Origin of the sequence: Catenulispora sp. GP43 (genome assembly GCF_041260665.1) — a bacterium.
Taxonomy (GTDB): domain Bacteria; phylum Actinomycetota; class Actinomycetes; order Streptomycetales; family Catenulisporaceae; genus Catenulispora.
This window is the reverse complement of record NZ_JBGCCT010000039.1, coordinates 1-26220: the sequence shown is the minus strand read 5'-3', so window position 1 is coordinate 26220 and position 26220 is coordinate 1. Positions and strand designations below refer to the sequence as shown.

Annotated in this window: 24 protein-coding genes; 11 read left to right on the top strand and 13 right to left on the bottom strand. The window is 70.6% G+C overall.

What is annotated here, in order from left to right:
- From ABH926_RS46640 to ABH926_RS46625, 4 genes are all read right to left on the bottom strand, one after another.
- A complete protein-coding gene (locus ABH926_RS46640) occupies window positions 1–738 on the bottom strand; it encodes a hypothetical protein (RefSeq protein WP_370373671.1) in 738 nt (245 codons plus the stop codon).
- Window positions 735–2483, bottom strand: a complete 1749-nt coding sequence (locus ABH926_RS46635; protein ID WP_370373670.1) for a ThiF family adenylyltransferase — start codon at window positions 2481–2483, stop codon at window positions 735–737. The genes ABH926_RS46640 and ABH926_RS46635 overlap by 4 nt, the downstream gene beginning before the upstream one ends.
- A 31-nt stretch (window positions 2484–2514) precedes the next feature.
- Entirely contained in the window at window positions 2515–3093 is a 579-nt protein-coding gene (locus tag ABH926_RS46630) for a hypothetical protein (protein ID WP_370373668.1), read from the bottom strand.
- Window positions 3094–3154: 61 nt separating this feature from the next.
- A complete protein-coding gene (locus tag ABH926_RS46625; RefSeq protein ID WP_370373667.1) occupies window positions 3155–4039 on the bottom strand; it encodes a helix-turn-helix transcriptional regulator in 885 nt (294 codons plus the stop codon).
- A gap of 189 nt (window positions 4040–4228) precedes the next feature.
- Here ABH926_RS46625 and ABH926_RS46620 point away from each other — a divergent pair, with 189 nt between their 5' ends.
- Window positions 4229–5719 carry an MFS transporter gene (locus tag ABH926_RS46620; RefSeq protein WP_370373665.1) on the top strand — a complete coding sequence of 497 codons (1491 nt, stop codon included), beginning with the start codon at window positions 4229–4231 and terminating at the stop codon, window positions 5717–5719.
- Window positions 5720–5856: 137 nt separating this feature from the next.
- Window positions 5857–6354 carry a hypothetical protein gene (locus ABH926_RS46615; RefSeq protein WP_370373663.1) on the top strand — a complete coding sequence of 166 codons (498 nt, stop codon included), beginning with the start codon at window positions 5857–5859 and terminating at the stop codon, window positions 6352–6354.
- Window position 6355: 1 nt separating this feature from the next.
- Here the strand turns inward: ABH926_RS46615 and ABH926_RS46610 are convergent, their stop codons facing one another.
- Both ABH926_RS46610 and ABH926_RS46605 read right to left on the bottom strand, forming a co-directional pair.
- Window positions 6356–7720, bottom strand: coding sequence for a DUF2252 domain-containing protein (locus ABH926_RS46610; RefSeq protein ID WP_370373662.1), 1365 nt, complete (start codon window positions 7718–7720; stop codon window positions 6356–6358).
- A gap of 119 nt (window positions 7721–7839) precedes the next feature.
- Entirely contained in the window at window positions 7840–9234 is a 1395-nt protein-coding gene (locus tag ABH926_RS46605) for an MFS transporter (protein WP_370373660.1), read from the bottom strand.
- Between the two features lie 222 nt (window positions 9235–9456).
- Between ABH926_RS46605 and ABH926_RS46600 the strand changes: the two genes are divergently transcribed.
- Window positions 9457–9822, top strand: a complete 366-nt coding sequence (locus ABH926_RS46600; RefSeq protein WP_370373658.1) for an ArsR/SmtB family transcription factor — start codon at window positions 9457–9459, stop codon at window positions 9820–9822.
- A gap of 12 nt (window positions 9823–9834) precedes the next feature.
- Here the strand turns inward: ABH926_RS46600 and ABH926_RS46595 are convergent, their stop codons facing one another.
- From ABH926_RS46595 to ABH926_RS46585, 3 genes are all read right to left on the bottom strand, one after another.
- A complete protein-coding gene (locus ABH926_RS46595) occupies window positions 9835–10242 on the bottom strand; it encodes a DUF2000 family protein (RefSeq protein WP_370373656.1) in 408 nt (135 codons plus the stop codon).
- 65 nt (window positions 10243–10307) lie between these two features.
- Complete coding sequence (locus ABH926_RS46590) at window positions 10308–11855, bottom strand: sugar porter family MFS transporter (protein WP_370373654.1); 1548 nt, start codon at window positions 11853–11855, stop codon at window positions 10308–10310.
- A gap of 142 nt (window positions 11856–11997) precedes the next feature.
- Window positions 11998–12858, bottom strand: coding sequence for an IclR family transcriptional regulator (locus tag ABH926_RS46585; protein WP_370373652.1), 861 nt, complete (start codon window positions 12856–12858; stop codon window positions 11998–12000).
- Between the two features lie 172 nt (window positions 12859–13030).
- Between ABH926_RS46585 and ABH926_RS46580 the strand changes: the two genes are divergently transcribed.
- The 6 genes from ABH926_RS46580 to ABH926_RS46555 all read left to right on the top strand — a co-directional run bounded on the left by ABH926_RS46580 (window position 13031) and on the right by ABH926_RS46555 (window position 21913).
- A complete protein-coding gene (locus ABH926_RS46580; protein ID WP_370373650.1) occupies window positions 13031–16780 on the top strand; it encodes a fibronectin type III domain-containing protein in 3750 nt (1249 codons plus the stop codon).
- 241 nt (window positions 16781–17021) lie between these two features.
- Complete coding sequence (locus tag ABH926_RS46575; RefSeq protein WP_370373648.1) at window positions 17022–18317, top strand: sugar ABC transporter substrate-binding protein; 1296 nt, start codon at window positions 17022–17024, stop codon at window positions 18315–18317.
- Window positions 18314–19258, top strand: a complete 945-nt coding sequence (locus ABH926_RS46570) for a carbohydrate ABC transporter permease (protein WP_370373646.1) — start codon at window positions 18314–18316, stop codon at window positions 19256–19258. The genes ABH926_RS46575 and ABH926_RS46570 overlap by 4 nt, the downstream gene beginning before the upstream one ends.
- The gene (locus tag ABH926_RS46565; protein ID WP_370373644.1) at window positions 19255–20088 is read left to right on the top strand and encodes a carbohydrate ABC transporter permease; all 834 of its coding nucleotides are present in this window, start codon (window positions 19255–19257) and stop codon (window positions 20086–20088) included. Before ABH926_RS46570 ends, ABH926_RS46565 begins: the two co-directional genes overlap by 4 nt.
- A gap of 8 nt (window positions 20089–20096) precedes the next feature.
- The gene (locus ABH926_RS46560) at window positions 20097–21077 is read left to right on the top strand and encodes a 5-dehydro-4-deoxyglucarate dehydratase (RefSeq protein WP_370373642.1); all 981 of its coding nucleotides are present in this window, start codon (window positions 20097–20099) and stop codon (window positions 21075–21077) included.
- 14 nt (window positions 21078–21091) lie between these two features.
- Window positions 21092–21913: an NAD-dependent epimerase/dehydratase family protein gene (locus ABH926_RS46555; RefSeq protein WP_370373640.1), complete on the top strand. Its 822-nt coding sequence runs from the start codon at window positions 21092–21094 to the stop codon at window positions 21911–21913.
- Here ABH926_RS46555 and ABH926_RS46550 read toward each other — a convergent pair.
- Window positions 21910–22776 (bottom strand): helix-turn-helix domain-containing protein, encoded by an 867-nt coding sequence (locus tag ABH926_RS46550; protein WP_370373638.1) that lies wholly within the window; start codon window positions 22774–22776, stop codon window positions 21910–21912. The genes ABH926_RS46555 and ABH926_RS46550 overlap by 4 nt on opposite strands.
- A 99-nt stretch (window positions 22777–22875) precedes the next feature.
- Between ABH926_RS46550 and ABH926_RS46545 the strand changes: the two genes are divergently transcribed.
- Window positions 22876–23064: a hypothetical protein gene (locus ABH926_RS46545; RefSeq protein WP_370373636.1), complete on the top strand. Its 189-nt coding sequence runs from the start codon at window positions 22876–22878 to the stop codon at window positions 23062–23064.
- A 19-nt stretch (window positions 23065–23083) separates the two neighbouring features.
- On the opposite strand, the gene ABH926_RS46540 is transcribed toward ABH926_RS46545, so the two are convergent.
- Together ABH926_RS46540 and ABH926_RS46535 are read right to left on the bottom strand one after the other, a co-directional pair.
- Window positions 23084–24100, bottom strand: coding sequence for a DUF4389 domain-containing protein (locus ABH926_RS46540; protein ID WP_370373634.1), 1017 nt, complete (start codon window positions 24098–24100; stop codon window positions 23084–23086).
- A gap of 74 nt (window positions 24101–24174) precedes the next feature.
- On the bottom strand, window positions 24175–24438 hold the full coding sequence (locus tag ABH926_RS46535) for a hypothetical protein (protein WP_370373632.1): 264 nt from the start codon (window positions 24436–24438) through the stop codon (window positions 24175–24177).
- Window positions 24439–24528: 90 nt separating this feature from the next.
- Between ABH926_RS46535 and ABH926_RS46530 the strand changes: the two genes are divergently transcribed.
- Window positions 24529–25215: a YoaK family protein gene (locus ABH926_RS46530; protein WP_370373631.1), complete on the top strand. Its 687-nt coding sequence runs from the start codon at window positions 24529–24531 to the stop codon at window positions 25213–25215.
- Between the two features lie 7 nt (window positions 25216–25222).
- Here the strand turns inward: ABH926_RS46530 and ABH926_RS46525 are convergent, their stop codons facing one another.
- Window positions 25223–25885 (bottom strand): hypothetical protein, encoded by a 663-nt coding sequence (locus tag ABH926_RS46525; protein WP_370373629.1) that lies wholly within the window; start codon window positions 25883–25885, stop codon window positions 25223–25225.
- Window positions 25886–26220: the final 335 nt, after the last annotated feature.

Below are 26220 nucleotides of genomic sequence, written 5' to 3'. Positions count from 1 at the left end.
TCAGGCTTGTTCCCAGTACACGGCCACCGCGCCCCGGTGGAGTTGCTCGAGGGCGGTGCGCCAGCCCTCCAGGCGAGCCATGACGAGGTCGGGGTCGGCGGTGGGGTCGATGGTGAGAAGGGCGGCGTGGAGGGCGCTGTGGGGGGCTGCTGGGCGGCTTTCCGGGGCGGTGCGGAGGCGCGCCCGGCTCACCCCGACATGGGGGAGGATCCGCTCCAGCGCGGCGCGCGTGGTGAGAGCCGGATCGGCGGCAGCCGGCACGGCGCAGAGCCACACGTCGTCGCGATCGGGCCAGCGGATACGCACCGGACCGACCGGCGTGCCCACGGTCGTCGCGGCGATGAGCGTGGTCGAGCGGCCGTCCTTCCCGATGGTCACGGTGCCCGAAGACGTCAGTGCCCTGATGTCGGGGATCTCTGCCCGCGAGGCCGCCGCGACGACCGGATCCAGCTCCCCGATCTCCTCACCGCGCCCCAACGCGATGAGGATCGTCGACGGCCACATGGCGAACGCCGCCGTCAGGCCGCCGATGATCGGCTCGAACTCGTCCAGCGTCGCTCTCAGCTCCTCGCCGAGTTCCGCGGCCTCCGGTGATTCGGATTCCAGGTGGAAGGCGACGGCGTCCACGTCGATCGGTGGCACGACCCGCACCTGGTCGGCCAGGCTCGCCAGCGCCGTGCGCAACGTCGCGAGCCATGCCGCCGCGGCGGGGGAGGGCGCGGGGTACAGGGCGCTCATGCGCCGTCTCTCAGAGCCCTGATCAGGTCGACATCCGGCTCCTGGGAGGCGGACGGATCCGTACGTCCCGCGGGATCGCCGCAGACCGGGCAATCGCTTCGGCCGGAGACCGTCAGCCACAGCGACTGGTACGCGTATTGCGCCGGGGTGGCGCGCATCAGCTCGGCGAAGATCCAGTAATCGGGCTCGTGGCCGAAGACGGCATATGTGGTGCCGGCTTTGAGGATTCCGTGGGCGAAGCGGGCTGCTGCGACATCGTCGTCGGGGGAGTGCAACAGGCCGAGGGCCGCCTTCGCCGCGATGGCCGCGACGTGGTGCACGTCGGTCAGCAGCCCCGGCTCGGCGATCAATCGCCCGGTGCCGTAGTCGGTGCGCGCGGCGACCTCGCCACTGCCGGTCTCCTGCAGATCGGCGCGCACGCCACCGGTGGCGCACGCGAAGCAGGCGCTCCCCTCGGCGGCGATGATCACCTCGCCGCCCTGAGCACCCTGATACAGCCCTGGGAAGACCGCCGGCCGCCCGGCCCGATAGGCGAAGTGCCCCACCCGCGCCTGCGCTTGCGGATCATCGGTGGCCACGACGACGACATCGGCCTGCGTCACCAGCGCTGCCAGATCCACGTCCTCATGCCGCGCGGCGTGGACACCCGCCCGCGCCGAGGGATTGACCGCCAGCACGATCTCGGCGGCCGCGAAAGCCTTTCCCAGCCCCACATCGGCCACCCGATAGGCGCTGCGCCCCACGTTGACGGCCTCGACGTCGTCGGGATCCACGATCGTGAAGGCGCCCACGCCGCTGCGTGCCAGCACCTCGGCCAGGTAGGAGCCGACGGACCCGGCGCCGACGATCAGGACACTGCGATCGGCCAGCGTCGGCAACAGGATGCCCTCGGTACGGGCGAACAGGAGCGCCGCCGGGTCCCGCCTCACGGTCTCCGTCGCCGTTTGGTCTTCCGCACCCGCCTCGACTCGATGCGACGCATCCCGCCCTTCGCGGTCCCTGGCGCGCCCACGCCGCAACGCCAGCACCGCCCCGGCCAATCGCTCGACCGCGGGCACCCCGAGGTCCCAGCCGAGCGCCAGCGGCCCGTCCCCGTGCTCGGGCAGCACGATCGGCGCCGTCGCCGGGAAATCCGCGCCCAGCAACAGCGTCACCGCTCCGAGACCGGGCAGCTGCGCGTGCGTGGCGAGCAGGGTCGTGCCCTCCACGTCGATCGCCGCCGGGTCGCCCTCCGGCCGCGCTCCGGCGCGCCGCAGCATCCGCGCCACCGGCACCACCACGGGCCGCACCGGGGCCAGCACGAAGCCGTCGGAGGCCCGCTCCGCGCCGTAGAACGAGATCCGCGCCGGCCCGAGGCGCACCTCGTGGCCGGCCAGCGGGGTGTCGACGTCGTGCGTCACGATCGGCGCCAGGTAGCGCGCCAGCAGCGGATTCAGCCGCAGCGACTCCGCGTACTCGGCCTGGTCCTGCGACGAGGGCACAGGCATCCCGCGCGGATGCGAGTGCACGATCCCCTTGAACCGCGCCGCCGTCGCCGCCTCCCGCGCCCCGATGGCCGCGATGAGCCAGTCCGTGTTCTGGTACCGCGTGCCGGTCGTCGCGGCACCGCCGTCGTGGATGAACTCGGTGACGTAGTCCAGCCCCGGCAGCCCCAACAACGCCCCGCCCTGCTCCGGTTCGACCGCACCGACACGCGCGGCGATGGCGTCCAGCACGAAGTCCGCCACCCGTACGGGCGTCAGCATGCGCTCCTCCGACCTCCGGACGGCCGCCGAATCAGAGACCGTACTCGAACTCGTTGTTCGTCGAGAAGGGGAACGGATGCCCCGCCAGCACCACGTCCATCCCCGTGGCCCACAACACCGACTTGGAGTAGGCCTCCTCCAAAGTCGGCTGCCCCGAACCCCCGGACTGGCTCAGGCACAAACGCCCGTTGGCATACAGATGCCCCGCATGCGCGCCGACCAGCCCCTCCAACCGAGGCTCGACCAACTTGACCTGATAACTCGTCCCATCGAAGTACGCGAACATGGTGTAAGGCCGCCCCATCTGCGACAGGAAGCTGTAACACCACCCCCGAGCATCCCGATGATCGATGAACTGCGTATTCCGCGGCATATGCATGGCCGCCCACCGCAGATCCTCGACCTCCCGCACCCGCACCCGCGCCGCGAAAGTCCCGTGCTGCACCCTGCTCAAGGGCCGCCCCGCAGGCACCACCCCGGTGTAGATCTCACCCTCGGACCCGACCGTGATCCGCGCCTTCGGATCCACCGGGTACTGGTCGCCCTGCTGCTGCGCGCTGCGGATGATGTCACGCAGGCGGTTCAGGTCGGTGCGTTCGACGTCTGACATGGCTTACCCCTAGCGCTGGGCTTCCGTGCGTTTTCAGGGTAGATCGGCACCCGAACCCTGACTACCCCGCCACCAACCGCAACCCGTTCCGCCGCTCGTCCTCCGCCAACAACCGCTCCATCTTCGCCCGCGTATCCGACCCGGCCTGCGGGTTGTGCAGCACGATCCGCAGGTCCGCGCGGTCCGGCACGGCCAGCGTCACCGACTCGAAGTGCAGCGGCCCGACGCGGGAGCTCAGCGACTTCTTGTTCACGCCGCTGTGTGCCACGCCCTGGCGCGCCCACAGCTCCGCGAACTCAGCGCTCTGCGGCAGCAGGGTCTCCACCACCTGGCGGAAGCCTTCGTCGCCGGGGCAGGCCGTCATCTCCGAGCGGTAGGTGGCCACCACGTGCGGGGCCAGGTCCGACCAGTTCTCCAGGGACTCGCGGTAGATCTCGTCCAGGAAGTACTGGTGCAGGCAGTTCCAGCCGGTTTCGGTGATGTGCAGGGCCAGTTCGGCCGCTCGGTTGGCGACCACCATGTTCCAGTGGCGGTCGATGATCATGCCGGGGTTGGGGAGCCAGGTGTCCACCAGGTGGACCAGGGCCTCGTTCACCGGGCCGGCGGCGTCGTCCGGGCAGATGCGGCCGACCGGGGGCGGGTTCAGGCCCGCCAGGGCGTACAGGTGGCGGGTCTCGGGTTCGTCGAGTTTCAGGACGCGGCCGATGGCGTCCAGGACCTGGGAGGACACCGTGATGTCCCGGCCCTGCTCCAGCCACTGGTACCAGGAGGTGCCGACGCCTGCCAGGACCGCGACCTCCTCGCGGCGCAGGCCAGGGGTGCGGCGGCGGCCGCCGGGGGCCAGGCCCACTTCCTCGGGTGTGATGCGGGCGCGGCGGGCCAGCAGGAACTCCCGCAGGTTCGCTCGCCGGACGGCGTCGGGGTCCACCCGGACCGGAGACGTCATCGACACAGCTTTCTCCCCTCAAGCATGCGAAGCCCCGGTCCTCGGCACGCTGCCGGCCGCCGGAGCCGATCCCCGCCACCAGTGACGACGGGCGCGGCCCCGTGAGCCGCGGTGCTCAGCCTGGTGTAAGGACCACCAGCATAAACAGGCGCTACCCACGTTCGCTTCCCGCGCCGAATCCTGGATCCCATGACAGATGTCCTCGACCAGTCCACACCGGTGACGTACGCCGGCGCGGGTGGTGCGGCAGCCACCGCGAACATCGACAACCCCTCGACAACCTCCGGCTTGTCCGCGCGGGCCAAGCTTGTCCTCTTCCTGCTCTGCGCGGCGAACTTCATGGTCGCCGTCGACTTCTCCATCCTGAACATCGCCGTCCCCAGCATCGGCAAGGACCTGCACATCGCCGACGCCGACCTGCAGTGGATCGCGACCGCCTTCGCGCTGCCCTCCGGCGGCCTGCTGCTGTTGTCCGGGCGGGTCGGTGACCTCGTCGGGCGCAAGAAGGTCTTCGTCGCCGGCACCGTGCTGTTCACCGCGGCCAGTGTCATCGCGGCGGTGGCCTGGGTCCCTGCCGTGCTGCTGGCCGGCCGGGCGCTGCAGGGCATCGGGGCGGCGATGATCGTGCCGACCGGTATGGCGCTGCTGACCACCTCCTTCCCCGAGGGGCCGCAGCGGGAGCGCGCGCTGGGCATCAACGGCACCCTGATGACCGTCGGCTTCACCGCCGGCATGGTGCTCGGCGGCGTGCTGACCCAGGCGCTGTCCTGGCGCTCGACCATGGTGCTGAACACCGCGATGGGCGCCGTCGTGCTGCTCGGCGCGCCGCGGCTGCTCACCGAGAGCCGCAACCCGCACGCCTCCCGCCTGGACATCCCCGGCGCCGTCACCGTCACCACCGCGCTGCTGGCGCTGATCTACGCGCTGTCCACCGCCGCGCAGGCCGGCTTCGGCCGCGCCGACGTGATCGTCGGCCTGTTCGCCGGCGTCGCGCTGCTGGCGGCCTTCGCCGGCATCGAGTCGCGCGCCGCCGAACCGCTGGTGTCGCTGCGGATCCTGCGCCGCCGCACCGTCGCGATCGGCAACCTCGGCGGGCTGGTGACCTTCGCCTGCATGAGCGCGGTCGTCTTCCTCGGCACGCTGTTCCTGCAGCAGGTGGAGGGCATGTCCCCGACCCTGACCGGCCTGGTGTTCGCGGTGATGGGGGTCGCGGCGGCGCTCGGCGGCATGCTCGCCCCGCGGCTCATCGGCCGCTTCGGCGCCCGCGCCACCCTGGTCGGCGGCCTGCTGTTCCAGGGCCTGCTGATTCTGCCGCTGGCCCTGATCGCCCCCGGCAACGGCACCCTCCTGCTGCTGACGGTCGGCGCCGTCGCCGCCTTCGGCCACCTGGCCGCCGTGGTCTCCTACGGCGTCACCGCGACCTCCGGCCTCGGCGACACCGAGCAGGGCCTGGCCACCGGCCTGGTCACCACCTCGCAGCAGGTCGGCCTGACGCTCGGCATCCCGCTGCTGTCCGCCGTGGCCTCGGCCCGCAGCGACAGCCTCAGGAGCGCCGGGCACACCGCCAAGGACGCGCTCACCAGCGGCATCCAGCTCAGCCTGGGCACCGACGGCGTGGTCGTGCTCGTGGCCGCCGCGCTGGTGTGGTTCGGCCTGCGGACGCGGGCCGCCCGCCGCTGAGTCCGACGATCCAGAACGGTCCCGCTCCGGCGGGGTCTTTCCCTTGCGGGGCCCTTCCCTTGTGCGCCCCCGGGACAATCCCTTTCGCGTCTTCGCCCAGATAGGGCATGCTGTGGCAGGTGGGGGATCTTGGCGGGATGCCGGAGGGAGTGGCGGACGCCGACGCGCCCGTCGTCGTCGCCTTCATCAGCACGATGAGAACGGCGGTCGTCAGCGAACTCGGCGACGCGCTGGCGACGTTCTTCTGGGTCGGCGCCGTCGTCATCGGCGGCCTGATCCAGGCGATCAGCACCGCGACCTTCATCCTGCCCGCCGCCGGGTCCGTGGTCATCGCGGGCGCGCTTCTCCTGCACTACTTCAAGCTGCGGTCCAGCGGACGCCTGACGCCCGCGGCCGTCACCGTCGCGTTCGACGCCGAAGGTGTCACCTACGCGATCTCCGGCAGGATCGCCAAGCTCCCGTGGAGCCAATGGCGCCGCGCGTATCGCCGGTTCGGCATCTGGCACCTCAAGCTCGTCGCCGCGCCGACGAAAGGTCTGGCGTTCCCCGACTCGGCGCTGGAACCAGAGCAGCGAGCCCGTCTCATCGACCTGCTGGCCGACCAGTACCTCCTGCGCAACGGCCACCGTTCCTGAGCTACGCGTCGACCGCGCGCACCACCCCGGTCTTGATCGCGTTCATCAGGACCTTGTGATCCTCCCGGGTCTGGTCCGCGTACGCCAGCGCCCACCGCCCCATGGCGCGGTCGAACGAATCCCCGCTGCCCAAGTACGCCGAGATCGCCACCCGGTCCCCGGAGCGCGCATGAGCCCGCGCCAGCGTCAGCCCGCACAGTTCCGAGTAGGCGCGCAGCATCGTCTTGTCCATCTCCGGGACGTTCGCCGAGCCCTTCATGTCGCGCAGCTGCCGCACGTAGAAGTACCGTCCCTCGGGCCCGGTGGCCCACCCCAGGAAGATGTCGCTGGTCGCCTGCATCAGCCGCTGCCCGGCGACCACCCGGTGCCCCTGGTGCTCGTAGCGGCTCGCCTTCAGGTACGGCGCGAGCACCGACTCCTCGGCCTCCTTCACCTGGAGGAACAACGGCGCCGAGGTGGTCTCGCCGAGCATCAGCGCCATCGAGCAGCGGGTCCCGACGCTGCCGACACCCACCACCTTCAGCGCCGACTCCACGTACCGGAACCGCTCAAGCAGGGCCCTGCGATCCTCCTGGAGCGTCGAGCGGTAGTCGGTGAAGACCCGGCGGATGGTCTCCTCCTCGGTGTCCCGGTCGAAGCCCAGCTCCGCGAACGGCACCAGCAGCGGCGGCTGGTAGCGGATCCGCGGCGTGCCGTCCGGTCCGGGCCCGGTCAGCTTGCGCAGCGCCTGCAGGTTCGTGTGCCGCTCCGCCTCGCTGAACGACGCCTCCAGCTCCTTGCGGCCCCGCTTGCGCCGGGCCAGCTGCAGCAGCATCGTGGCGTCCACGCTCTGGTACCAGACGTCCAGCTCGTCCTTCTGCGTCATCGCCGCCATCGCGGTGCGGTACGCCCGGGCCGCCTCGACGGCGGCGCTGTGGCCGCAGTCGTCCTCGAAACCGTTCTGGCGCGCGGCCACCGCGATGCTCGCCGTCAGCCGCTTCACGTCCCACTCGAAGGGCCCCGGCAGCGTCTCGTCGAAGTCGTTCAGGTCGAAGACCAGGCGGCGTTCGGGGGAGGCGTACAGCCCGAAGTTGGACAGGTGCGCGTCGCCGCACAGCTGCACCGTCAGCCCCGTGGTGGGTGACTGCGCCAGGTCGGCGGCCATGATCGCCGGCCCGCCGCGCAGGAACGCGAACTCCGAGGCGGCCATCCGGCCGTAGCGGATCGGCACCAGGCCCGGCAGCCGGGTGGCCGCCTGCTTCTCCAGGACGGCCACCGGGTCCTGGCGGTCTTTGGGCGCCTTCCAGTCCCCGGTCGAGGAGCGCGTGACCAGCTTGCGGGCCGCGCGCCCGGCCGCTACTCGTGAGGCCAGGCTCGAGTTCGTCATGCGTCACAGCCTGCGTCCGATGCGGACCGAGCGCACGTCGATGCCCGGCCGGATCGGCTGATGAGGCGATCCGGCCGGGCATCGGGCTCGGCGAAGCGGAAGGTGCGGGGGGCGTCGGCTCAGCGCTTGGCGGCCATCCCCGCGGCCTGCTTGGGCAGCAGGAAGGCCATCGCCAGAATGGCCGCCACGAACACCACGTCCACCGCGTCCACCCAGCGCATCGCGCTCACGTACCCGCCGAACCCGCCCGGGTGCGATCCCAGCACCGAGAAGAACACCGTGCCCAGGATCGTCACCCCCGCCGCGCCGCCGAACTGCTGCGCCGTGACCAGCATCCCGGAGGCCGCGCCGGCGTTCCTGGACTTGATGCCGGCCAGCACCGAGCCCACCAGCGAGGGCAGCACCAGGCCGTTCCCTGCGCCGACCAGGACCATCGAGGGCAGCAGCTGCCAGGACGCCAGGTCCGCGCCGCGCCAGGCCAGCACCACGCCCAGCAGCACCAGCCCGGTGGTGCTCAGCGCGGCGCCGATGGCGATCACCCGGGCGCCCCAGCGGCCCGAGACCCGCCGGGCCAGCATCGAGCTGCCGGCGAAGGCCACGCCCAGCGGCCCGAACAGCAGCCCGGCCCGCACCGGGCTCATGTGCATCCCGCCCTGCAGGAACAGGGTCATGGCCAGCATGAACCCGCCGAACATGGCCAGCATCAGCCCGGACAGCGCCAGGCCCACGCTGAACGTGCGCTCCTTGAACAGCGTCAGGTCCACCATCGGGGACCCGCCGGCCCGCGAGAGCCTGGCCTCCCAGCGCATCGCCACGATCATCACCGGGACCGAGGCGATCAGCGAGACCCAGGTCCACACCGGCCACCCCTCGGCCCGGCCCAGGATCAGCGGGGCCAGCGCCAGGCCGATGCTCAGCGCGATCGCGACCGCGCCGACCGGGTCGAACTTCGGACGGTGGGTGCCCCGGGTGTCCGGCAGCCAGCGCAGCGCCAGCAGCACCGCGACCAGCCCGATCGGCACGTTCACCAGGAATATCGGCCGCCACGTCCAGTGGAAGAGGTTCGCCTCCAGCAGCACGCCGCCCAGCACCTGCCCGGCGACCGAGCCGACGCCGATGGTGGCGCCGAACCAGGCCATCGCCCGGGGCCGCTCGTGCACCGGGTAGATCACGTTGATCAGGGCCAGCAGCTGCGGCACCATCGCCGCCGCGGTCGCGCCCTGCACCAGGCGCGCGACGATCAGCAGGGTCGAGGAGGTGGCGATGCCGCAGGCCAGGCTGGCCAGGGTGAACGCGGCCATCCCGGCGACGAACATCCGCTTGTGGCCGAGCAGGTCGCCCAGCCGGCCGCCGGTGATCAGCCCGGCCGCGTAGGCGAAGCCGTACCCGCCGACGATCAGCTCCAGGCCGGCGTCCGTGGTGTGCAGGTCGTGCTGGAACGAGGGCGCGGCGACGTTGACCACGAAGTAGTCGAACATCGCCATGAACATCGCCGACAGGATCACCGGCAGCATGCGCCAGCGCCGCGGGTCGGGGGAAGATTCCGGCGCGGGTGCGGTTGTTAAGGGGGTAACGCGTTCTTGCGTGGTGGCTGACACGGGGCACCATCCGCTTCGCTCGAGGTGACGCTGGGTAGTACGTGGTGAGAATCAGTTCGACATCCATCGAACCGTTCGACTAGCATCGAACTGTACGACCACTATCGAACCGAAGGCAAGCGGGTTTAGGCTGTGACAATGGGCACCCAGGTCGAGCAGTACGAACTGACTCATCCCGGCGACGAGGCCGTGGAGCTGACGGCGGTGCTGTCGGCGCTGGCCGAACCGGCCCGGCTGACCATCGTCCACACGGTCGCCGACTACGGCTCCGAAGGCGGCATGGCCTGCCTGGACGTCTGGGAGAAGAGCGGGCTCACCGCGACCAAGTCGACGATGTCGCACCACTACAAGGTGCTGCGCGAGGCCGGGCTGGTCGTCATGTGGTGGGTCGGCGCCAAGAAGCACGTGCGGCTGCGCCGGGAGCTGATGGACGTGCGCTGGCCCGGGCTGCTGGACGCGGTGCTGGCGGACAGCAGCGTGCCCCGGGCGCAGCAGAAGCAGTAGAACGCGGCGCGCTCAAGGGTGCATCGAAGCACCCTTGAAAGCCTTGTCGACCGCGTTCTTGGGGCCGTACACCGCGATGCCGACCAGATCCAGGTCGTCCGCGCGCACGGCCCGTACCGCGGCCCGGTTGTCGGCGTCGTTGCCGGTGCCGAACATGTCGGCGGTGAACACCGCGACGTCCAGCCCGCGCGCCACGGCTTTGGCCCGGGCGGCCGCGAGGAGTTCCCTACTCCCCTCGAACACCATCACCGGCTGCCGGAACTCCGACAGGTAGACGGTGCCGTCGGCGTCCCGGTACGCCTCGCCGACGACTTCGGGACGGGCCGTGCCGATCCCGCTGACCAGGAATGCCGTGACGTTCAGCCGCTGCCACACTGCGAGGTCGTCCCGCAGCAGCACGGCGATCTTCGTGTCGAACATGCCCCGATGATCGCCGGCGGCGCACGGGCGCGTCTTGTACGCTCGTGCGCTGCCGGCTATGCGAATCAGGACTCTGAGACCAGACCCGACTCGCCGGGCTCCTCGGCCGCCGCACCCGCCGCACCCGCCGCACCCGCCGCCGCGTCGGAGCCCTGGGCCGGGACGGCCGTCGCACCGGCCCCCTGCCCGGCGCCGCCCGCGGACACCCCGCCGCCCGTGGAGAGCGTCCCGCCGCGCAGGTCCCGCTCGATCTGCTCCAGGCTGCGGCCCTTGGTCTCCGGGATGTAGAAGCGGGCCAGGAGCAGCAGCACGATGTTGACCCCGGCGAACACCCACATCGCGCCGCCGATCCCCAGGTTGCTCTTCGCCGACATCGTCGGGAAGACCGCGGTGACCAGACCGGTGGCGGCCCACAGGACCGTGGTGGCCACGGCCGTGCCGGCGGCGCGGGCGCGCAGTGGGAAGATCTCGCCGATCATCACCCAGACCGTGGCGCCCCAGCCGAGTTCGTAGCCGGCCAGGTAGAGGATCAGGAAGATCAGGGTCAGGGTGCCGAGCGTGTCCTTGTCGGTCACGTTCTTGATGACCAGGCCCGCGGCGAACAGCGAGACCGTCATCACCGCCGCGCCGATCATCAGCAGCGGCCTGCGGCCCCAGCGGTCGACCATGAACAGCTCCCACACCGTGAACAGGAACTTCACGACGCCGAGCACGACCGCCGACAGCAGCGCGGTGCGCGTGGCGAACCCCAGCGACTTCAGCATCGTCGGGAAGTAGGCGTTGATCGCGTTGACGCCGGAGAACTGCTGCCCGATCGCCAGGATCATCGCGACCAGCACCATCGGCCGCACCCACGGCTGCCACAGGTCGCGCACCCGGCCGCGTTCCTGGCTGTCGCGCCGGATCACGTCGCGGATGTCCTGGACTTCGGCGTCCAGCTCCGCATCGGTCGCGTTCGGCAGCGTGGCGGCCAGCACGGCCCGGGCCTCGCCGTCCCGGCCCCTGCTCAGCAGCCAGCGCGGGGTCTCCGGCAGCACCAGCAGCCCGACGATCAGGATGGCCGCGGGGACCAGGGCCCCGAGGAACATCCCCTTCCAGTTGTTGTGGCTGGACAACGCGTAGTCCACGAGGAACGCGCTCAGGATGCCGGTGACGATGAACAGCTGGTTCAGCGAGCCCAGCGCGCCGCGCACCCGGGCCGGGGCCAGCTCGGCCAGGTAGGTCGGGACGGTCGCCGAGGACAGCCCGATGCCGATGCCGATGACGCCGCGGGTCAGCATCATCACCTGCCAGTCGCCGGCCAGCACGCAGGCGACGGTCCCGACGATCACCACCACGGCGGCCGTCATGATGGTCAGCCGCCGGCCGATCCGGTTGCACAGCCGGCCGGCCAGCACCGCGCCGGCCATCGCGCCCACCGACAGGCTGGCGGTGATGGCGCCTTTCTGGAACGCGGTCAGCGACCACTGTTTCGCGATCAGGACCAGGACGCCGGCGATGACGCCCAAGTCGTAGCCGAACAGGATGCCGCCGAAGGCGCCGAAGGTGTACAGGGTCGCGCGGTTCACCGGCCGGCGCGCAGCCGGAGCTGCCGAGGACGCAGTATTCGCCATGGCGGGAACCGTGGCACTGGTTAAGAAGCCTGACAAGACATCCGGCGGTAACAATTCAGCAAAGCAAACGGCGTTCACATACGAGAACGGTTACTGATCAACGGAATCCGCGGATCGGGCTTGCCTGTTCCAAGCCGCCGGACTACCGGATCCCGGCCCGCCTCAGCTGCTGACTCAGGTCCTCGGCGACATCGCGCAGCAGTGTCCCGACCCGCTGCAACTCCGCGTCCGTGACCCGCTCGTCCGGCATCGAACAGCTCACCGCGTCCGTGCCCGGGATCCGGTACGGCACCACGGCCGCCACGCACGCCAGGTTCGGCGAGCTCTGCCCGCGCTCGGTGGAGTACCCGCGCTCGCGGATGAAGGCCAGCTCCGAGCGCAGCGCCTCGCGGTCGGTGATCGTCAGGTCGGTGAGCGCGTCCAGGTGCTTGGGCAGCACCGCCGTCAGCTCGTCGTCGGCCAGTTCGGCGAGCAGCACCTTGCCCAGCGCGGTGGCGTGCGCCGGCAGCGTGCGGCCGACGCGCGACACCAGATGCGCCGAGGTGCGCGACTCGCGGGTCTGCAGGTACACGATGTCCGGGCCGTTGAGGCGGGCGAAGTGGCAGGTGTAGCCGATCTGCTCGCGCAGCCGCTCCAGGGCCTCGGTGGCGTAGGGCATCACCGGGTCGCGGTCCAGGTAGGCGGTGCCGCAGATCAGGGCTTTGACACCGAGCCGGAACCGGGTGCCGGCGTCGTCGGACTCGATCCAGCCGACGTCGCGCAGGGTGCGCAGCAGGCCGTGCAGCGAGGAGCGCGGGAACCCGGTGTGGTGGTGCAGGTCGGTGAGCGAGAGCCAGGAGTGGTTCGTGCCGAAGGCCTCCAGCAGCTCCACGGCCCGCCGTGCCGACTTCACTCCCGCCGCGGAGTCGCCGCCGCCCAGCTCGGAGGCCCCGTCCGCGCTCGCGTCGGACGTCAGGGCGGCGGATCCGGCCGCCGGTCCGCGGGATATGCCGGTGTCGGCCATGGCGCTCCTTCGTTGACAGGTCTCCTGCCCCACATTACCGTCTGCGACGGATTTCAGATATCTGACAGTCGTTCATATATCTGAAACCCCCGTTCAGTACGTCACATGTGTTCGAAAGGAGATCACTCCAGTGCGACCATCAAGACGTCGGGGGACGAAAATCCTCATCGGGATGCTCGCCGCAGGGCTCACGCTGTTCGGCGTGACCCAGGCCGGACAGGCCGCCACCGGCCGGTACGCCGCCGCCGCGACACCAGCGGCGACGGCGGCACCGGCCTCGACGGTCCCGGCGTGGACGGGGACGTTCGACAACTTCCACACCGCACCGTGGATCGCGAACTGGGGCACCACATCTGACACCGCGCAGTGTCAGGGTGCCTCGGGGACATTCACCTGTAACTGGGGCTACGGAAACCTGGCCCCGGTCACCGACTCCAGCGCCCCGGGATCCGGGCAGGCGCTGAAGGCCACCTATCCCGCCAACAGCGGACCGCCCAGCTGCTACCTGTCGGTCAGCGGCTGTGTGCTCGGCGGCGGCCAGTTCTACCAAGACCTGACCACCAACGGCCAGACCGCCCTGGCGAACAGCCCCAGCCTGGACCTGAAGTACGACTACAGCTTCCCGGTCGGCTTCGACTTCGGCGGCAAGACCCAGGGCAAGATGCCGGGCCTGTGGGGCGGCGGGGTGATGGGCTGCGAGAGCGGCGCGCAGCACTGCGCCAGCGGCTGGTCGACCCGCTACATGTGGAAGGGCGGCAGCTCCAGCGCACCCAACGGCGAGCTGTACTTCTACACCGCGTCCGGCTCCGGCTACGGTGCCGACCTGTGCAACGGCAACTGGACGTTCGCCGCGGACGGCAAGTGGCACTCGATCGAGCAGCTGACCAACGTCTCGACCGGGTCCATCACCATCTGGAGCGACGGCAAGAACGTCTGCCAGGTCACCGAGCCGATGCCCGGGGCGCACTCCGGCGTGTTCTTCTCCACCTTCCACGGCGGGCACGACCTGAGCTACAGCCCGAAGAAGACCGAGAACGCCGAGTTCGCCGACTTCAGCCTGGCCACGGACGGTCCGCAGACCCCCACGTCGACCGGCCCGGCCGCCCCGACCGCGCTGAGCGCCTCGGCGACCTCCAGCTCCAGCATCGCGCTGACCTGGACCGAGACGAACAACTCCGACGCCGCGGCCTCGTACGACGTGTACGAGGGCTCGACGAAGGTCGCGACGGTCAGCGGTACCAGCGCCACGATCACCGGCCTGGCCGCGGGCAGCACCCACACCTACACGGTCACGGCCGTCGACGGCTCCGGTGTGGAATCCGCGCACAGCACCGCCGCGACGGCGACGACGCCGAGCTCGGCCAACACTCCCGCGACGCCGGCGAACCTCGCGGTCAGCGGGACCACGAGCTCCAGCATCAGCTTGTCCTGGACCGAGACGAACAACGCCGACCCGGCCGCGTCCTACCAGGTCCTCGAAGGCTCCACCGTGGTCGCCACCTCGACCGGCACGAGTGCCACCGTCGGCGGGCTGACCGCCGGGAGTACGCACACGTACACGGTCGAAGCCCTCGACGCGGCGGGCAACGCCTCGGCGCCGAGCGCGTCGGTGACCGGTACCACGGCCAACCCCAGTACCGTTCCGGCTGTCCCGCAACACGTGGTCGTGGCCAGTGCGACCTCGTCGAGCATCACGTTGAACTGGACTGAGACCAACAACTCGGACGCGGCGGCGTCGTACAACGTCTACGAGGGCACCAGCAAGGTCGCCACCTCGACGACGACCAGCGCCACGATCACCGGCCTGGCCGCGGGCAGCACTCACGCCTACACCGTCACGGCGGTCGACGCCGCGGGCAACGAGTCCGCGCACAGCGCCGCGGCCACCGGCAGCACGACCGGCGGCGGGGGCGTCGGACTGACCGCCACCATCAAGAAGACCAAGGACTGGGGGAGCGGCTACACCGACACCGCGACGCTCACCAACACCTCCGGTTCCGCGGTCACCGGCTGGGACGTGCAGTTCGATCTGGACAAGAGCGAGAACATCGAGAGCTCGGCGGGCGTCACCTATGCCTCCAGCGCGAACCACTACACGCTCAGCAACGACAGTGCCGACGCGACCCTCGCGGCCGGTGCCAGCCTGCAGTTCCAGTTCAGCGGCGACTACGGCTCCGGCGGCTACATCGCGCCGGCCAACGTCGCGGCCTACGCGCTGTCCGGGCAGCAGACCCCGGCGACGCCGACCGGTCTGACCGTCACCGGCACCACGACGTCCAGCATCAGCCTGGCGTGGACCGAGACGGACAACAGCGATCCGGCCGCCGCGTACACCGTCTCCGAAGGCGGCGTCACGGTCGCGACCGTCGCCACCACCAGCGCCACCATCTCGGGGCTGGCGGCCGGCAGTACGCACACCTACACGGTGACCGCGGTCGACGCCTCCGGCAACGGTTCCGCGGCCAGCGCGCCGGTCACCGCGACCACCGGCTCCGGCGGTCCGGCCACGCCGGCCACGCCGACCGGCCTGACGGTCACCGGCACCACGTCCTCCAGCATCAGCCTGTCCTGGACCGAGACGGACAACGGTGATCCCGCTGCTTCGTACCAGGTCCGGGAGGGCTCCACGGTGGTGGCCTCGCCGACCGCGACGTCCGCGACCGTCAGCGGCCTGGCGGCCGGCAGTACGCACGCCTACACGGTGGTGGCGGTCGACAGCGCGGGCAACACCTCCGCGCCGAGTGCCCCGGTCACCGGCAGCACCGCCGGCGGCGGCGGACCGAACCCGTTCACGCAGTCGCTGATCGACAGCGCGGTCGCCGCCGCGCCGTTCAACTGGGCCGCGCCGACTTCCTCGGTTCCGCGTCCCGGTACCAACCCGGCCAACATCAACCAGGCGAAGGTGCTGTACTACCTGGCGCTGGTCGACGAGGTCGCGCCGGGTTCTGCGGCTACCAGTGGGACCAGCGTCCAGAGCGCGCTGCTGACCCAGGTCAGGAGCCTGATAGCGGGCGGCCATGAGCCGGACGCCGACGGCGGCCTGGAGATGTGGGGGCAGGCGCCGGTGGCACAGGCCTTGCTGCTGCTCAAGAACGACAGCTCGGCGTGGAGCCGGCTGTCCTCCGCCGAGCAGAACAAGGTCACGCTGCTGGAAGCGGCCATGGGCTACGGCAGCAACTACACCTACAACGACGCCGACAACTTCTCGTCCGGGATCTGCGGCTTCGGGAACTTCTCGAAGACCAACAACCCGAACTACCGGGACGGCGGCGTCGACACCGAGATCGCGGCGATCCAGTTCTTCGGCGCCTCGGCCTGGGACGGCATGCTCAGCGCGTTCAACGACGCGACGTTCACCGGACAGCTGAACGCCGCCGGCCTGACCAACGCCGGCCAGTGCTTCGCGGCGGTCGGCAGTGGCGGGAACTCGGCGATCGCGCGGCCGTTCGTCTACTCCGGCCACCACTCCAGCGACCTGATGGGGATCTGGAGCACCATCGCCGGGAACACCTTCGACAAGACCGCGCAGAGCACGGTGAGCCCGGCGCACATCGCCGACAACACCACCAGCCCCTACGACGGCCAGTGCTGCATGGGCCACGAGTTCAACAGCACTGACTCCTCCGGGCTGCGCAGCTCCGCGCTGTACACGTTCGAGGGCTGGATGAACGTCACCGGCTCCCGGGTCGCGATGGAGGTGCTGGGGAACTTCACCATCTCCGCGGCCACCACGGAATCGCAGTTCCACATCGGCACGCTGGACCTGAAGTACAAGCTCGACCACGGGTACATCAGCCAGGCCCTCAACCAGAGCCAGATCCTGGTGGACGACCACGGCAACCCGGCGACCGACGGTCCCAACGCCAAGGGCTTCCTGTACGACTGGGACGCCTACACCGTCTCGGGCGCGCCCAACAGCTGATCGCCCACTGATCGCCCACTGATCGCCCACCAACCGGGGGCTCCTTCGGGAGCCCCTTCCTCTTGCCCTCGGGCTCCTCTTGACCGCTCGGACGTTCGCCACTACGTTTCCAGCATCTGAGCACGTTCACCTCCATGTCTTTCGTTCACATCCATGAATCCCCGTTGAAGCCGAGGGCCCCATGCGAACCGTGACACCCCGAACAGCGAGATCCATCTGCGCCGCGCTCATGGCGGCCGGCGTGGCGATATCCGCCGCCGCTTGCGGCGGTTCCAGCAGCTCCTCCGGTGCGAGCACGTCGAAGAACGCCGCCGCCGCCGGCACGCTCACCGTGTGGATCCGGGGGTCCGGCGACTCGCCGAAGGCCTACCAGAAGATCTTCGACGCCTTCACCACGCAGACCGGCATCAAGGTCTCCATCGGCAAGGCGACGCTCACCGACTTCGAGACCGCGCTCACCGCCGCGGCCTCCGCGCACCAGCTCCCCGACGTCGTCATCGACGACGCCGCGCAGATGGGCAACTTCGTCTCGCAGGGCATCGTCCTGCCGATCGACAAGACCAAGTTCGCCGGCGCCGACCAGCTCACCGACCAGGCGTGGGCGTCGGCCACAGACCTGTCGGGGCAGACCTACGCGGTGCCGTTCTCGGCGCAGGCGAACGTGCTGCTGGTCCGCAAGGACTGGCTGGACAAGCTCGGCCTGCAGCCGCCGAAGACCTGGGACGACCTGGCCAAGGTCGCGCAGGCCTTCACCACGCGGGACCCGGACGGCGACGGCAAGAACGACACCTACGGCCTGGCCGTCCCCGGCTCCACCTCGCGCGGCTACACCTCGTGGTTCTGGTCCTCGTTCCTGTACTCCGCGGGCGGCGACTTCCTCAAGGCCGGCGGCGGCAAGTTCACGGCGACCCTGAACACCCCGCAGGCCGTGTCCTCGGCGCAGTTCCTGGAGGACCAGGTCTGCAAGAACAAGGACGTGCAGCCCTCGGCGCTCGGGGACGACACCACCGCGGCCAACAAGGCGTTCCAGACCGGCGTGGCCGGCATGTACCTCACCGGCCCCTACGCCTACGCCACGATGGACGCCACCGCGGTCAAGGGCAAGTACATCGTGGTCGCCCCGCCGTCCGGCCCCGACGGCACCGCCGGGACCCTGGCCGAGGGCACCGACATCTTCACGATGGCCGACAGCAAGCAGGACGAGGTGACCAAGCTCGAGGAGTTCATGGTCACCCCGGACGCCCAGAAGCTCGGCATGACCGCGATCCCGTCCGCGACCGTGGTCCGGCTGCCGGTCAACAAGACCGTCGACCCGGCCGCGGTGCACGGGAACGACCCGCGCTGGCAGCTGGCGCAGCAGGTCTACAGCACGTCGGGCCACTACGAGTACGACAACGCGCCGAACTGGACGCAGCTGCGGCAGAAGATGTCGGACGACCTCAACAAGCTGCTGTCCTCCTGTGGGAGCGTGCAGACCGGTCTGGACTCCATGAACTCCGACGTCGCCTCGCTCCTGAAGCAGCAGGGCGTCGGATGACGGCCGGAATTCGGACCCCGGTGGCGGCGGACAGCGTGCTGTCCGGCCGCCGCCGTACCGGCGGTCCACCCGCGAAGCCGTTCTGGCGGCGCCTGGGGCCGTGGCTGTATCTGGCGCCGTTGCTGGCGTTCATCGGCGTGTTCAAGGTGTGGCCGACGATATGGGGCGTCTACCTCAGCTTCTTCCACGTCCGGCCCTACCTCGGGAACCAGTACGTCGGCACCGCGAACTACTCCAAGCTGTTCTCCGACCCGGATCTGCGCTCCGCGGTCGTACACACGCTCTTCGACGCGGTGTTCGCGGTCTCCGGCTCGATCTTCGTCGGTTTCTGGCTCGCGGTGCTGCTGCAGGGGCCGGCCCGGCACATCAGGATCCTGCGGACCGCGGTCTTCCTGCCGACCGTGATCGCCATGGTCGCCGCCGCCGAGCTGTGGACGACGCTGCTCTACCCCTCGCCGTACGGCTCGGTGAACTCGCTGCTGGGCAAGGTCGGCATCGGCCCGGAGCCGTTCTTCAGCAGCCCGCACTCGGCGCTGGCGTCGGTGATATTGATGCAGATCTGGAAGAACGCTCCGTACGACATGGTGATTTTCGTTGCCGGTCTGGCGTCGGTGGATCGCGAGATGTACGAGGCCTGCCATCTCGACGGTGCGAACTGGTGGCAGCGGCTGCGCTTCGTGACGCTGCCCTCGCTGCGCCCGATCACCACCATCGTGCTGGTGCTCGGGATCATCAGGGGCCTGCGGGTCTTCACCGAGATCTGGGTCTCGACCAACGGCGGCCCGGCCGGGTCGTCGGAGTCCGTGGTCACCTTTCTCTACCGGCAGTTCAGCCAGAACAACGACACCGGCTACGCCGCCGCCATCGGGACGGCGCTGCTCGTGGTGACGATGCTGCTGACGTGCCTGATGCTGCTGTGGCGGAGGCGCGGGGACATATGAGGATCCGTACCAGAGCCGGCGTCTGGCTGCTCTACGCGCTGGTCGCCTTCGTGTTCGTCTACCCGCTGTGGACGGTCGTGGCGACCGCCTTCTCCAAGCGTCAGGCCAAGCTCGGCGCGCTGATGAACGTCCCGCACGGCCTCACCGGCGCCAACGTCTCCCAGGCCTGGCACCTGGGCGTGGCGCGCGGCCTGCTGAACTCGCTGATCGTGGTCGCGGTCGGGCTCACGCTGCAGCTGGCGGTGTCCTCGCTGGCCGCCTACGCCCTGGCCCGCAAACGCTTCAAGGGTGCCGGACTGGTGATGCTGGCGATCCTGGCCACCATGATGATGCCCGAGGAGGTGATCGCGGTCCCGCTGTTCCAGGTGCTCGGCAAGATCCACCAGCCCTTCACCGGCGGGACGCTGGTCAACTCCTACGGCGGCCTGATCCTGCCGCTGGTCGGCTGGGCGCTTCCGGTGTACGTGCTGACCGGCTTCATGAAGCGGGTCCCGCTGGAGCTGGAAGAGGCCGCACGGATCGACGGCGCCGGAGACTTCCGCATCTTCTGGCGCATCGTGCTGCCGGTGTGCCGGCCGGCGCTGGGCACGTGCGCGGTGTTCGGGTTCCTGATGATCTGGGACCAGTACCTGCTTCCGCTGCTGGTGTCGCAGAGTCCGAAGATGGACACCCTGACCGTCGTCGTCACCAGCCTGCAGGCCTCGCAGGAACAGGGCGAGGGGGTGCGGCTGGCCGCCGTGCTGATCCTCGCGGTGCCCGGCGTGCTGGTCTATCTGGCCTTGCAGAGACTGTTCGAACGCGGCCTGCTCAGCGGATCGCTCAAGGGATAAGGGTACTGATGCAATCACTCGTGGACCGGCTGGACGGCTTGCTGTTCTTCCCCGTCACCCCCTTCACACGCACCGCCGGGGACAAGCCCGGCCGCGTCGACCTGGACGTCTACCGCGAGCATCTGCGCTCGCGGCTGGCGTTCCTGGACGCGCCCGAGCGGCCGGGGCCCGCGGCGGTGTTCGCCTGCTGCGGGACCGGCGAGTTCCACTCGCTGGACGTGGACGAGTTCGCCGAGTGCGTCCGGGCCGCCGCCGAGGTCGCGGCCGGCCGGGCGCCGGTGGTGGCCGGGGTCGGGTACGGGGCCGCGCTGGCGACCTCGTTCGCCTCCGCGGCCAAGGAGGCCGGCGCCGACGGACTGCTGGTGATGCCGCCGTATCTGGTCGCCGGGGGAGCGGCGGGCCTGCGCGACCACTACACCGCGGTGGCCGAGGCGACCGACCTGGATCTGATCATCTATCAGCGGGACAACGTGACGTTCACCCCGGACGTGGTCGCGGACCTGGCCGAGGTCCCGAACATCGTCGGGTTCAAGGACGGCAAGGGCGACCTGGACCTGATGCAGCGCATCGTCTCGGCCGTCCGGGACCGCCACGGCGAGGACAAACTCCACTACTTCAACGGACTCCCGACCGCCGAGATGTCGCAGCTCGCCTACGCCGGCGTCGGCGTGCCGAACTACTCCTCGGCGGTGTTCTGCTTCGTCCCCGACATCGCGCTGGCGTTCTACCACGGGTACCGCGCGGGCGAGACGAGCCTGGTCAACGCGCTCCTGGACCGGTTCTACCGGCCGCTGGTCGAGCTCCGTGCCAAGGCCCCCGGCTACGCTGTCGCCTTGGTGAAGGCGGGAGTGCGGCTGGACGGCCTGGACGCCGGCCCCGTGCGTCCGCCGCTGACCGACGCCGCCCCGGAGCACGTGGAACGCCTTCAGGAGTTGGTCAACGCCGGGCGCCGGGTACTGACCGAACACGGACTCGACACCGCTGCGTGAGAACGGGATGACAGATGTCTGACACGACTTTCGGCAGGATCCTGATGACCGGCGCGGCCGGCGGCGTGGGCACGTTCCTGCGCGCCGGCCTGGCCGAACTCGGTTGGCAGGTGCGCGGCTTCGACCTGGTGACCCCGGACGAGCCGGGCGCCACCGAGTGGGTGGTCGGCGACGTCGGCGACCCGGCGGCCCTGGACGCGGCGATGCGGGACGTGGACGTGGTCATCCACCTCGCCGGGATCCCGGTCGAGGACCGCTTCGACCGGATCCTGAAGAGCAACATCGACGGGACCTACCAGGTGTTCGACGCCGCGGTGCGGGCCGGCGTGCCGAGGATCCTGACGGCGAGCAGCAACCACGCCGTGGGATACCACGAGCGCGCGGACTACCGCGACGCGCCGATCGGCGTGGACGTGCGGCCCAGGCCGGACACGTACTACGGCGTCTCGAAGGTCTTCATGGAGGCCATCGGGTCGTTCTACGCCGACCGGCACGGCCTGCAGGTGGTGTGCGTCCGCATCGGGTCCTGCTTCGAGGAGCCGAAGAGCATCCGGATGCTCGACACCTGGCTCAGCCCCGCCGACGCCACGCGCCTGTTCCACGCCCTGGCGACCGCGCCGGAGGTCCGCTACGAGATCGTGTACGGGATCTCGGCGAACAAGACGGCCTGGTGGGACCTGGAGCCCGCGCGGCGGCTCGGGTACGAGCCGCGGGACGACTCCGACGTGTTCGCCGAGAAGGTCGAGGCCGCGGCGGGCGGGGCGCCGGATCCGGCGGACCCGGAGTTCCGCTACCTCGGCGGACGGTTCACGACCGCGGTGCCGCCGCAGGACTAGGACGGGACTGAGCGAGGTCGGGCCCCGTCTGCGTTCGGCGGATGGGGCTCGAACGCCACCAGCAGCGCGCACCGCGCCTCGGCCGGGATCAACGGCCGGATCTGCGCTTCGGACCGCGCCCCGACGAGGACGACCAGCATCCGCCGGCCGGCCAGCGCGCTGCGGAAGGCGGCCGCGAGTTCGTCGGCCGTCGCCTCGGCGGGCCGAGCGGCCTCCAGCGATCGCAGAAACCTGCGAAGGATCGCGGCCGACGGAGTGGCGGGTGTCCCGGCGAGGTCCGCGTACAACTGTCCGTCGGGGAACTTCGCGGAAGCGTGGTGCGCCGCGCGGACCGCTGTCTCCGGGGTCCCGACGCGCACCACCGCGGCCCGATACGGTCCGGTCGGGCCCGCCACCACCTCGGCCAGGACTTCTCGTACGTCGAGCGCGGGGTCGCCCAGATCCGGCGGCAGTTCGCGCGGTATGACGACGCCGTCGGTCGGCAGGTCCGGGCCCACGGTGGTTCCGCCGACCTGTACTGGATGAGGAGGTTTTAGGCCGCCGAGTATGCCCTCCGGCCCCGCCTCTGTTTCCGACTCATCGCCGGCGACCGCGCGCCGCACCGTCCCCATCAACCGCGCTCGCGGCACCTGGAGCGCGTCGGCCAGCATCTGCACCGTCGTCCTGCGTGGCCGCAACGTCCGGCCGCGCTCCAGGCTGCGGATCGCCCGGGTGCTCAGGCCGCTCGCGTGCGAGAGCTCCTCCTGCGTCCAGCCGCGGCGCTCGCGCCAGGAGCGGATCGCCTCCGCGAAGCCGCTGCCGCCGCTGCTGCCGCCGGCGTGGTCGTCCCCCTCTTCCACAGCGGCAGTCTGCCCGGCTGACATGCGGCTAATCGTCGGCCATTCGTCCGCGCAACTTCCGGCGTCCATTCCTGGTCCGGGCCGCGGGTGTGCGCCAGCCTGGAAGCGGAGGAGGTGGTGGTAGTGGTGATCTTCGTAGCGGTCGCGGGCTGCGTGGTCGTGGCCCTGCTGGGGCGTGCGGTGGCGACGGCGGCGCAGCGGATGCGCGGTTGGTATCGGGGGAGTGTGGAGGGCAGCGCAATAGAGCTCGTCGCGCTGGCCGCCGTGGTGGGCGGCCTGCTCGGCGAGCTCTACATGCGGATGCGCCGGTGAGGCCGGCGTTTTGGCACGACTACCGGTGCTGCGACACCGTGTACGGGGCCTTGCTGCTGTTCGAGCTGCTGGTGTTCGAGTTGAACACGCTGTTGAGGATGACCCCGATCGCGCCGATCACGATCATCACGATCATCAGCGTCCGGGCCCCGCTCGACATCAGCAGCGGCCGGGTCGGCGACCGGCGCTCGGCGGCGGCGTCCGGGGAGCCGGGCGCCTCGCCGAACAGGCCCTTGGGCTGCGTCGGCGTCAGCATCCCGGAGAAGGCCATGAACCGGGTCTCGAAGCGCAGGAAGGAGCTGAGCGCGCCGAACGCGGGCTCGGGCTGCCGGCCGGTGAACAGCATGATCACCCAGACGAAGAACGCCACCACGGCGGCGCCCTCGCTGACCACCGAGGTGATGATCCAGCCCGGGACCATGAGGATGATGCGGAAGAACACCGCCGCCGGGTTCAGGTGGGTGGCCTCCGGGACCTCCGTCTGGATCGGGTAGCCCGGGGCCTCGAAGAACACGAACGGCGGGTACTCGTCGACCAGCAGGGACAGGTATCCGTGCACCCGGACCTGGTACTTCAGGATGCCGATCAGGAAGTCCCGGATGCCGGCCGGCAGGCGGCCGGTGAACAGCGCCGCGAACCAGCCGACGATCAGCACGAAGAAGCCGGCCAGCAGCAGGAAGTACAGGATGATCAGCTGCGGGATGGCCAGGATCAGGCGGATCAGGACGGTCCAGCGGCGCTGCGGGCGCAGGCCGTGGACGTCGATCTGGACCTCGGGCTCGCGCCGGAGTTCGCCGTAGGCGTTGCCGCCGGGGTACTGCGGGTACTGCGGATAGCCCTGCTGGCCGTAGGGATGGCCGTACGGCTGCTGCTGGCCGGGTTGCTGCTGGCCGTAGGGCGGTTGCTGCCCGTATGGCGGCGGCTGTTGCCCCGGTTGCTGCCCGGGCTGTTGCCCGGACGGCGGAGGCTGCCGGCCATAAGGCGGCTGGTTGGGGTCCTCCGGCGGGGGCGGAGGGGCCGGCGGCAGGTCGCTCATGGGCCTCGGGCCTCCTTGCTCGGGCTCGCCCTCATCAGGGCTCGGCGCGCGCTCGCGCACCACAGGCCCCAGCATCACTCCGGCTCCGGGCCCTCACCTCCGCTGCCGACCGATCGGATGACAGAGCGGCCCCGGCGCCGCGTGGGCCGGACCCGCGGCGGCGTCGCCACCAGGCCCAGGGCCTCCATCAGCAGCCGTGCGTCCTCGGCGTCGCGGGCCCGGGCCGCCAGCGCGCGCAGCGCCCGTTCGCGGATCTCGGGCGGGCATTCCGCGCTGGAGGCGAGCTCGACGACCGTCCCGCCGGAGGGGAAGGCGAAGCTGTCCGTTCCTTTCGTCACGGTGTGACCCTTACCCGCTTCGGGCGACGCGTGAACGGGACACGCCCCCGACCGGCCGCCCGGATGCCGGCTTCTGGTCTAATCACCTCCGTGAAAGCCGCCCTGCTGCGCCTGTCAGACCGCCTCTACGACGGCGGGGCCGCCGAGCACGGCGTGCTGCCGGCCGCGCTGGTCGTCGCCACCCTCGTCACCGGTGTGGTGGACGCCGTCAGCTATCTGGCCCTGAACCACATCTTCGTGGCCAACATGACCGGCAACGTGGTCTTCGTCGGCTTCGCCCTGGCCGGCGCGAAGGGCCTGACGGTCTGGGCCCCGTGCCTGGCCATCGCCTGCTTCGCGGCCGGCGCCTGGATCGAGACCCGGCTGGCCCGCGGCACCCCCGGCCAGGCCAAGCACCGCCGCCTGGCCAATGCCGTGGCCGCGCACGCCGCCTTCGTCACGGTCGCCCTGATCCTCGCCGCGGTCGAGGACGACACGACGACCGCCACCCACGCCCAGCTCACCGCGATCCTGGCCTTCGGCTTCGGGGTGCAGAACGCGGTGGTCCGCAAGCTCGCCGTCCCGGACCTGACCACCACGGTCCTCACCATGACGGTCACCGGCATCGCCGCGGACCCGCTCGGCAAGCCGACGGTGCGCCGCCTGCTCTCCCTGGCCTGCATCTTCCTCGGCGCGGTCAGCGGCGGCCTGCTGGTGCTGCACCAGAGCATCAGCGCCGCGCTCGGGCTGGCGCTGGTGTTGTTGGTGACCGCTTCCGGGCTGGCGCGGCTCGGGTGAAGGGGTCCTAGTTCAGCTGCGCCAAGCCCGCTCTGAGCTCCTGCGGGACCTCCGCCGTGAACTGCCCGCCGACGATCCCCGCACCGAGGTCGCGCACATCCCATCCGCGCACCCACAGCAGCCGCGGCGGCAGCGCCTTCTGCGTCCGGCGGCCCAGCGTCTCGTTCAGGTCCCAGAGCGCGGAGGCCGCGTGCAGCGTCGCGCCCGAGTCCAGCGGCAGCGCGACGAACGAGTTGTCGTCCGTCACCATCACGAGCGCGCCGAGCGGCAGCCGCCGTCCCAGCGCCTGCTCCAGCCGGAACATGTGCGCGGCCCCCGGCCAGCCCATGCCGGTCACCGAGTAGGCCTCGGTCCGGGTCCCGGGCATGGTGAAGCCCCGCACCTCCAGCGGCTCCACGCTCAGGGCGGCCAGCGCGTCGTCCCACAGCCGGGCCGGCGGGACCTGCCAGGTCGCGGCCAGGTGGCGGGTCAGGACCAGCGGCTCGTCCCGGCGTCCCTTCACCACGACCGCGCCGACCAGGTCGGGGTGGAAGTCCGAGGTGAAGGCGTCATCGCCCAGCGGCGAGCCGGCCGGCTGCACCACGACCCGCAGTTGCAGCGGCAGCAGGCTCGACGGCACGCCGGCGACCGTCAGGCAGACTGGATCAGAGCACGGCAATGGTGCGTTCATGGTGGATCCCCGCCGCTTTATAAAAAGATACAGATCACATCCCCGAGCGCCCACATCCCGGGCGCCGAGAGAGCTTATAACACCGGGAGGGCCATTGACCGCCCCGTTTCGCGGTGAGACATTCACCGGGAACTAAAACGCTTTTCTTCGACATCGCAGAGGTCGACAGGTCGACGGCGAGGCCGCTACGGACGCCGCGTGTCAGCGAATGGGGCGTGACACGCGGCCGGGGGGGGGGGGGGGGGGGCCCCCCCCCCCCGCCGCCCCCCCCCCCCCCCCCCCAAACCCCCCCCCCCCCCCCCCCCCCCCCCCCCGCCACCCCGGCCCCACCCCCC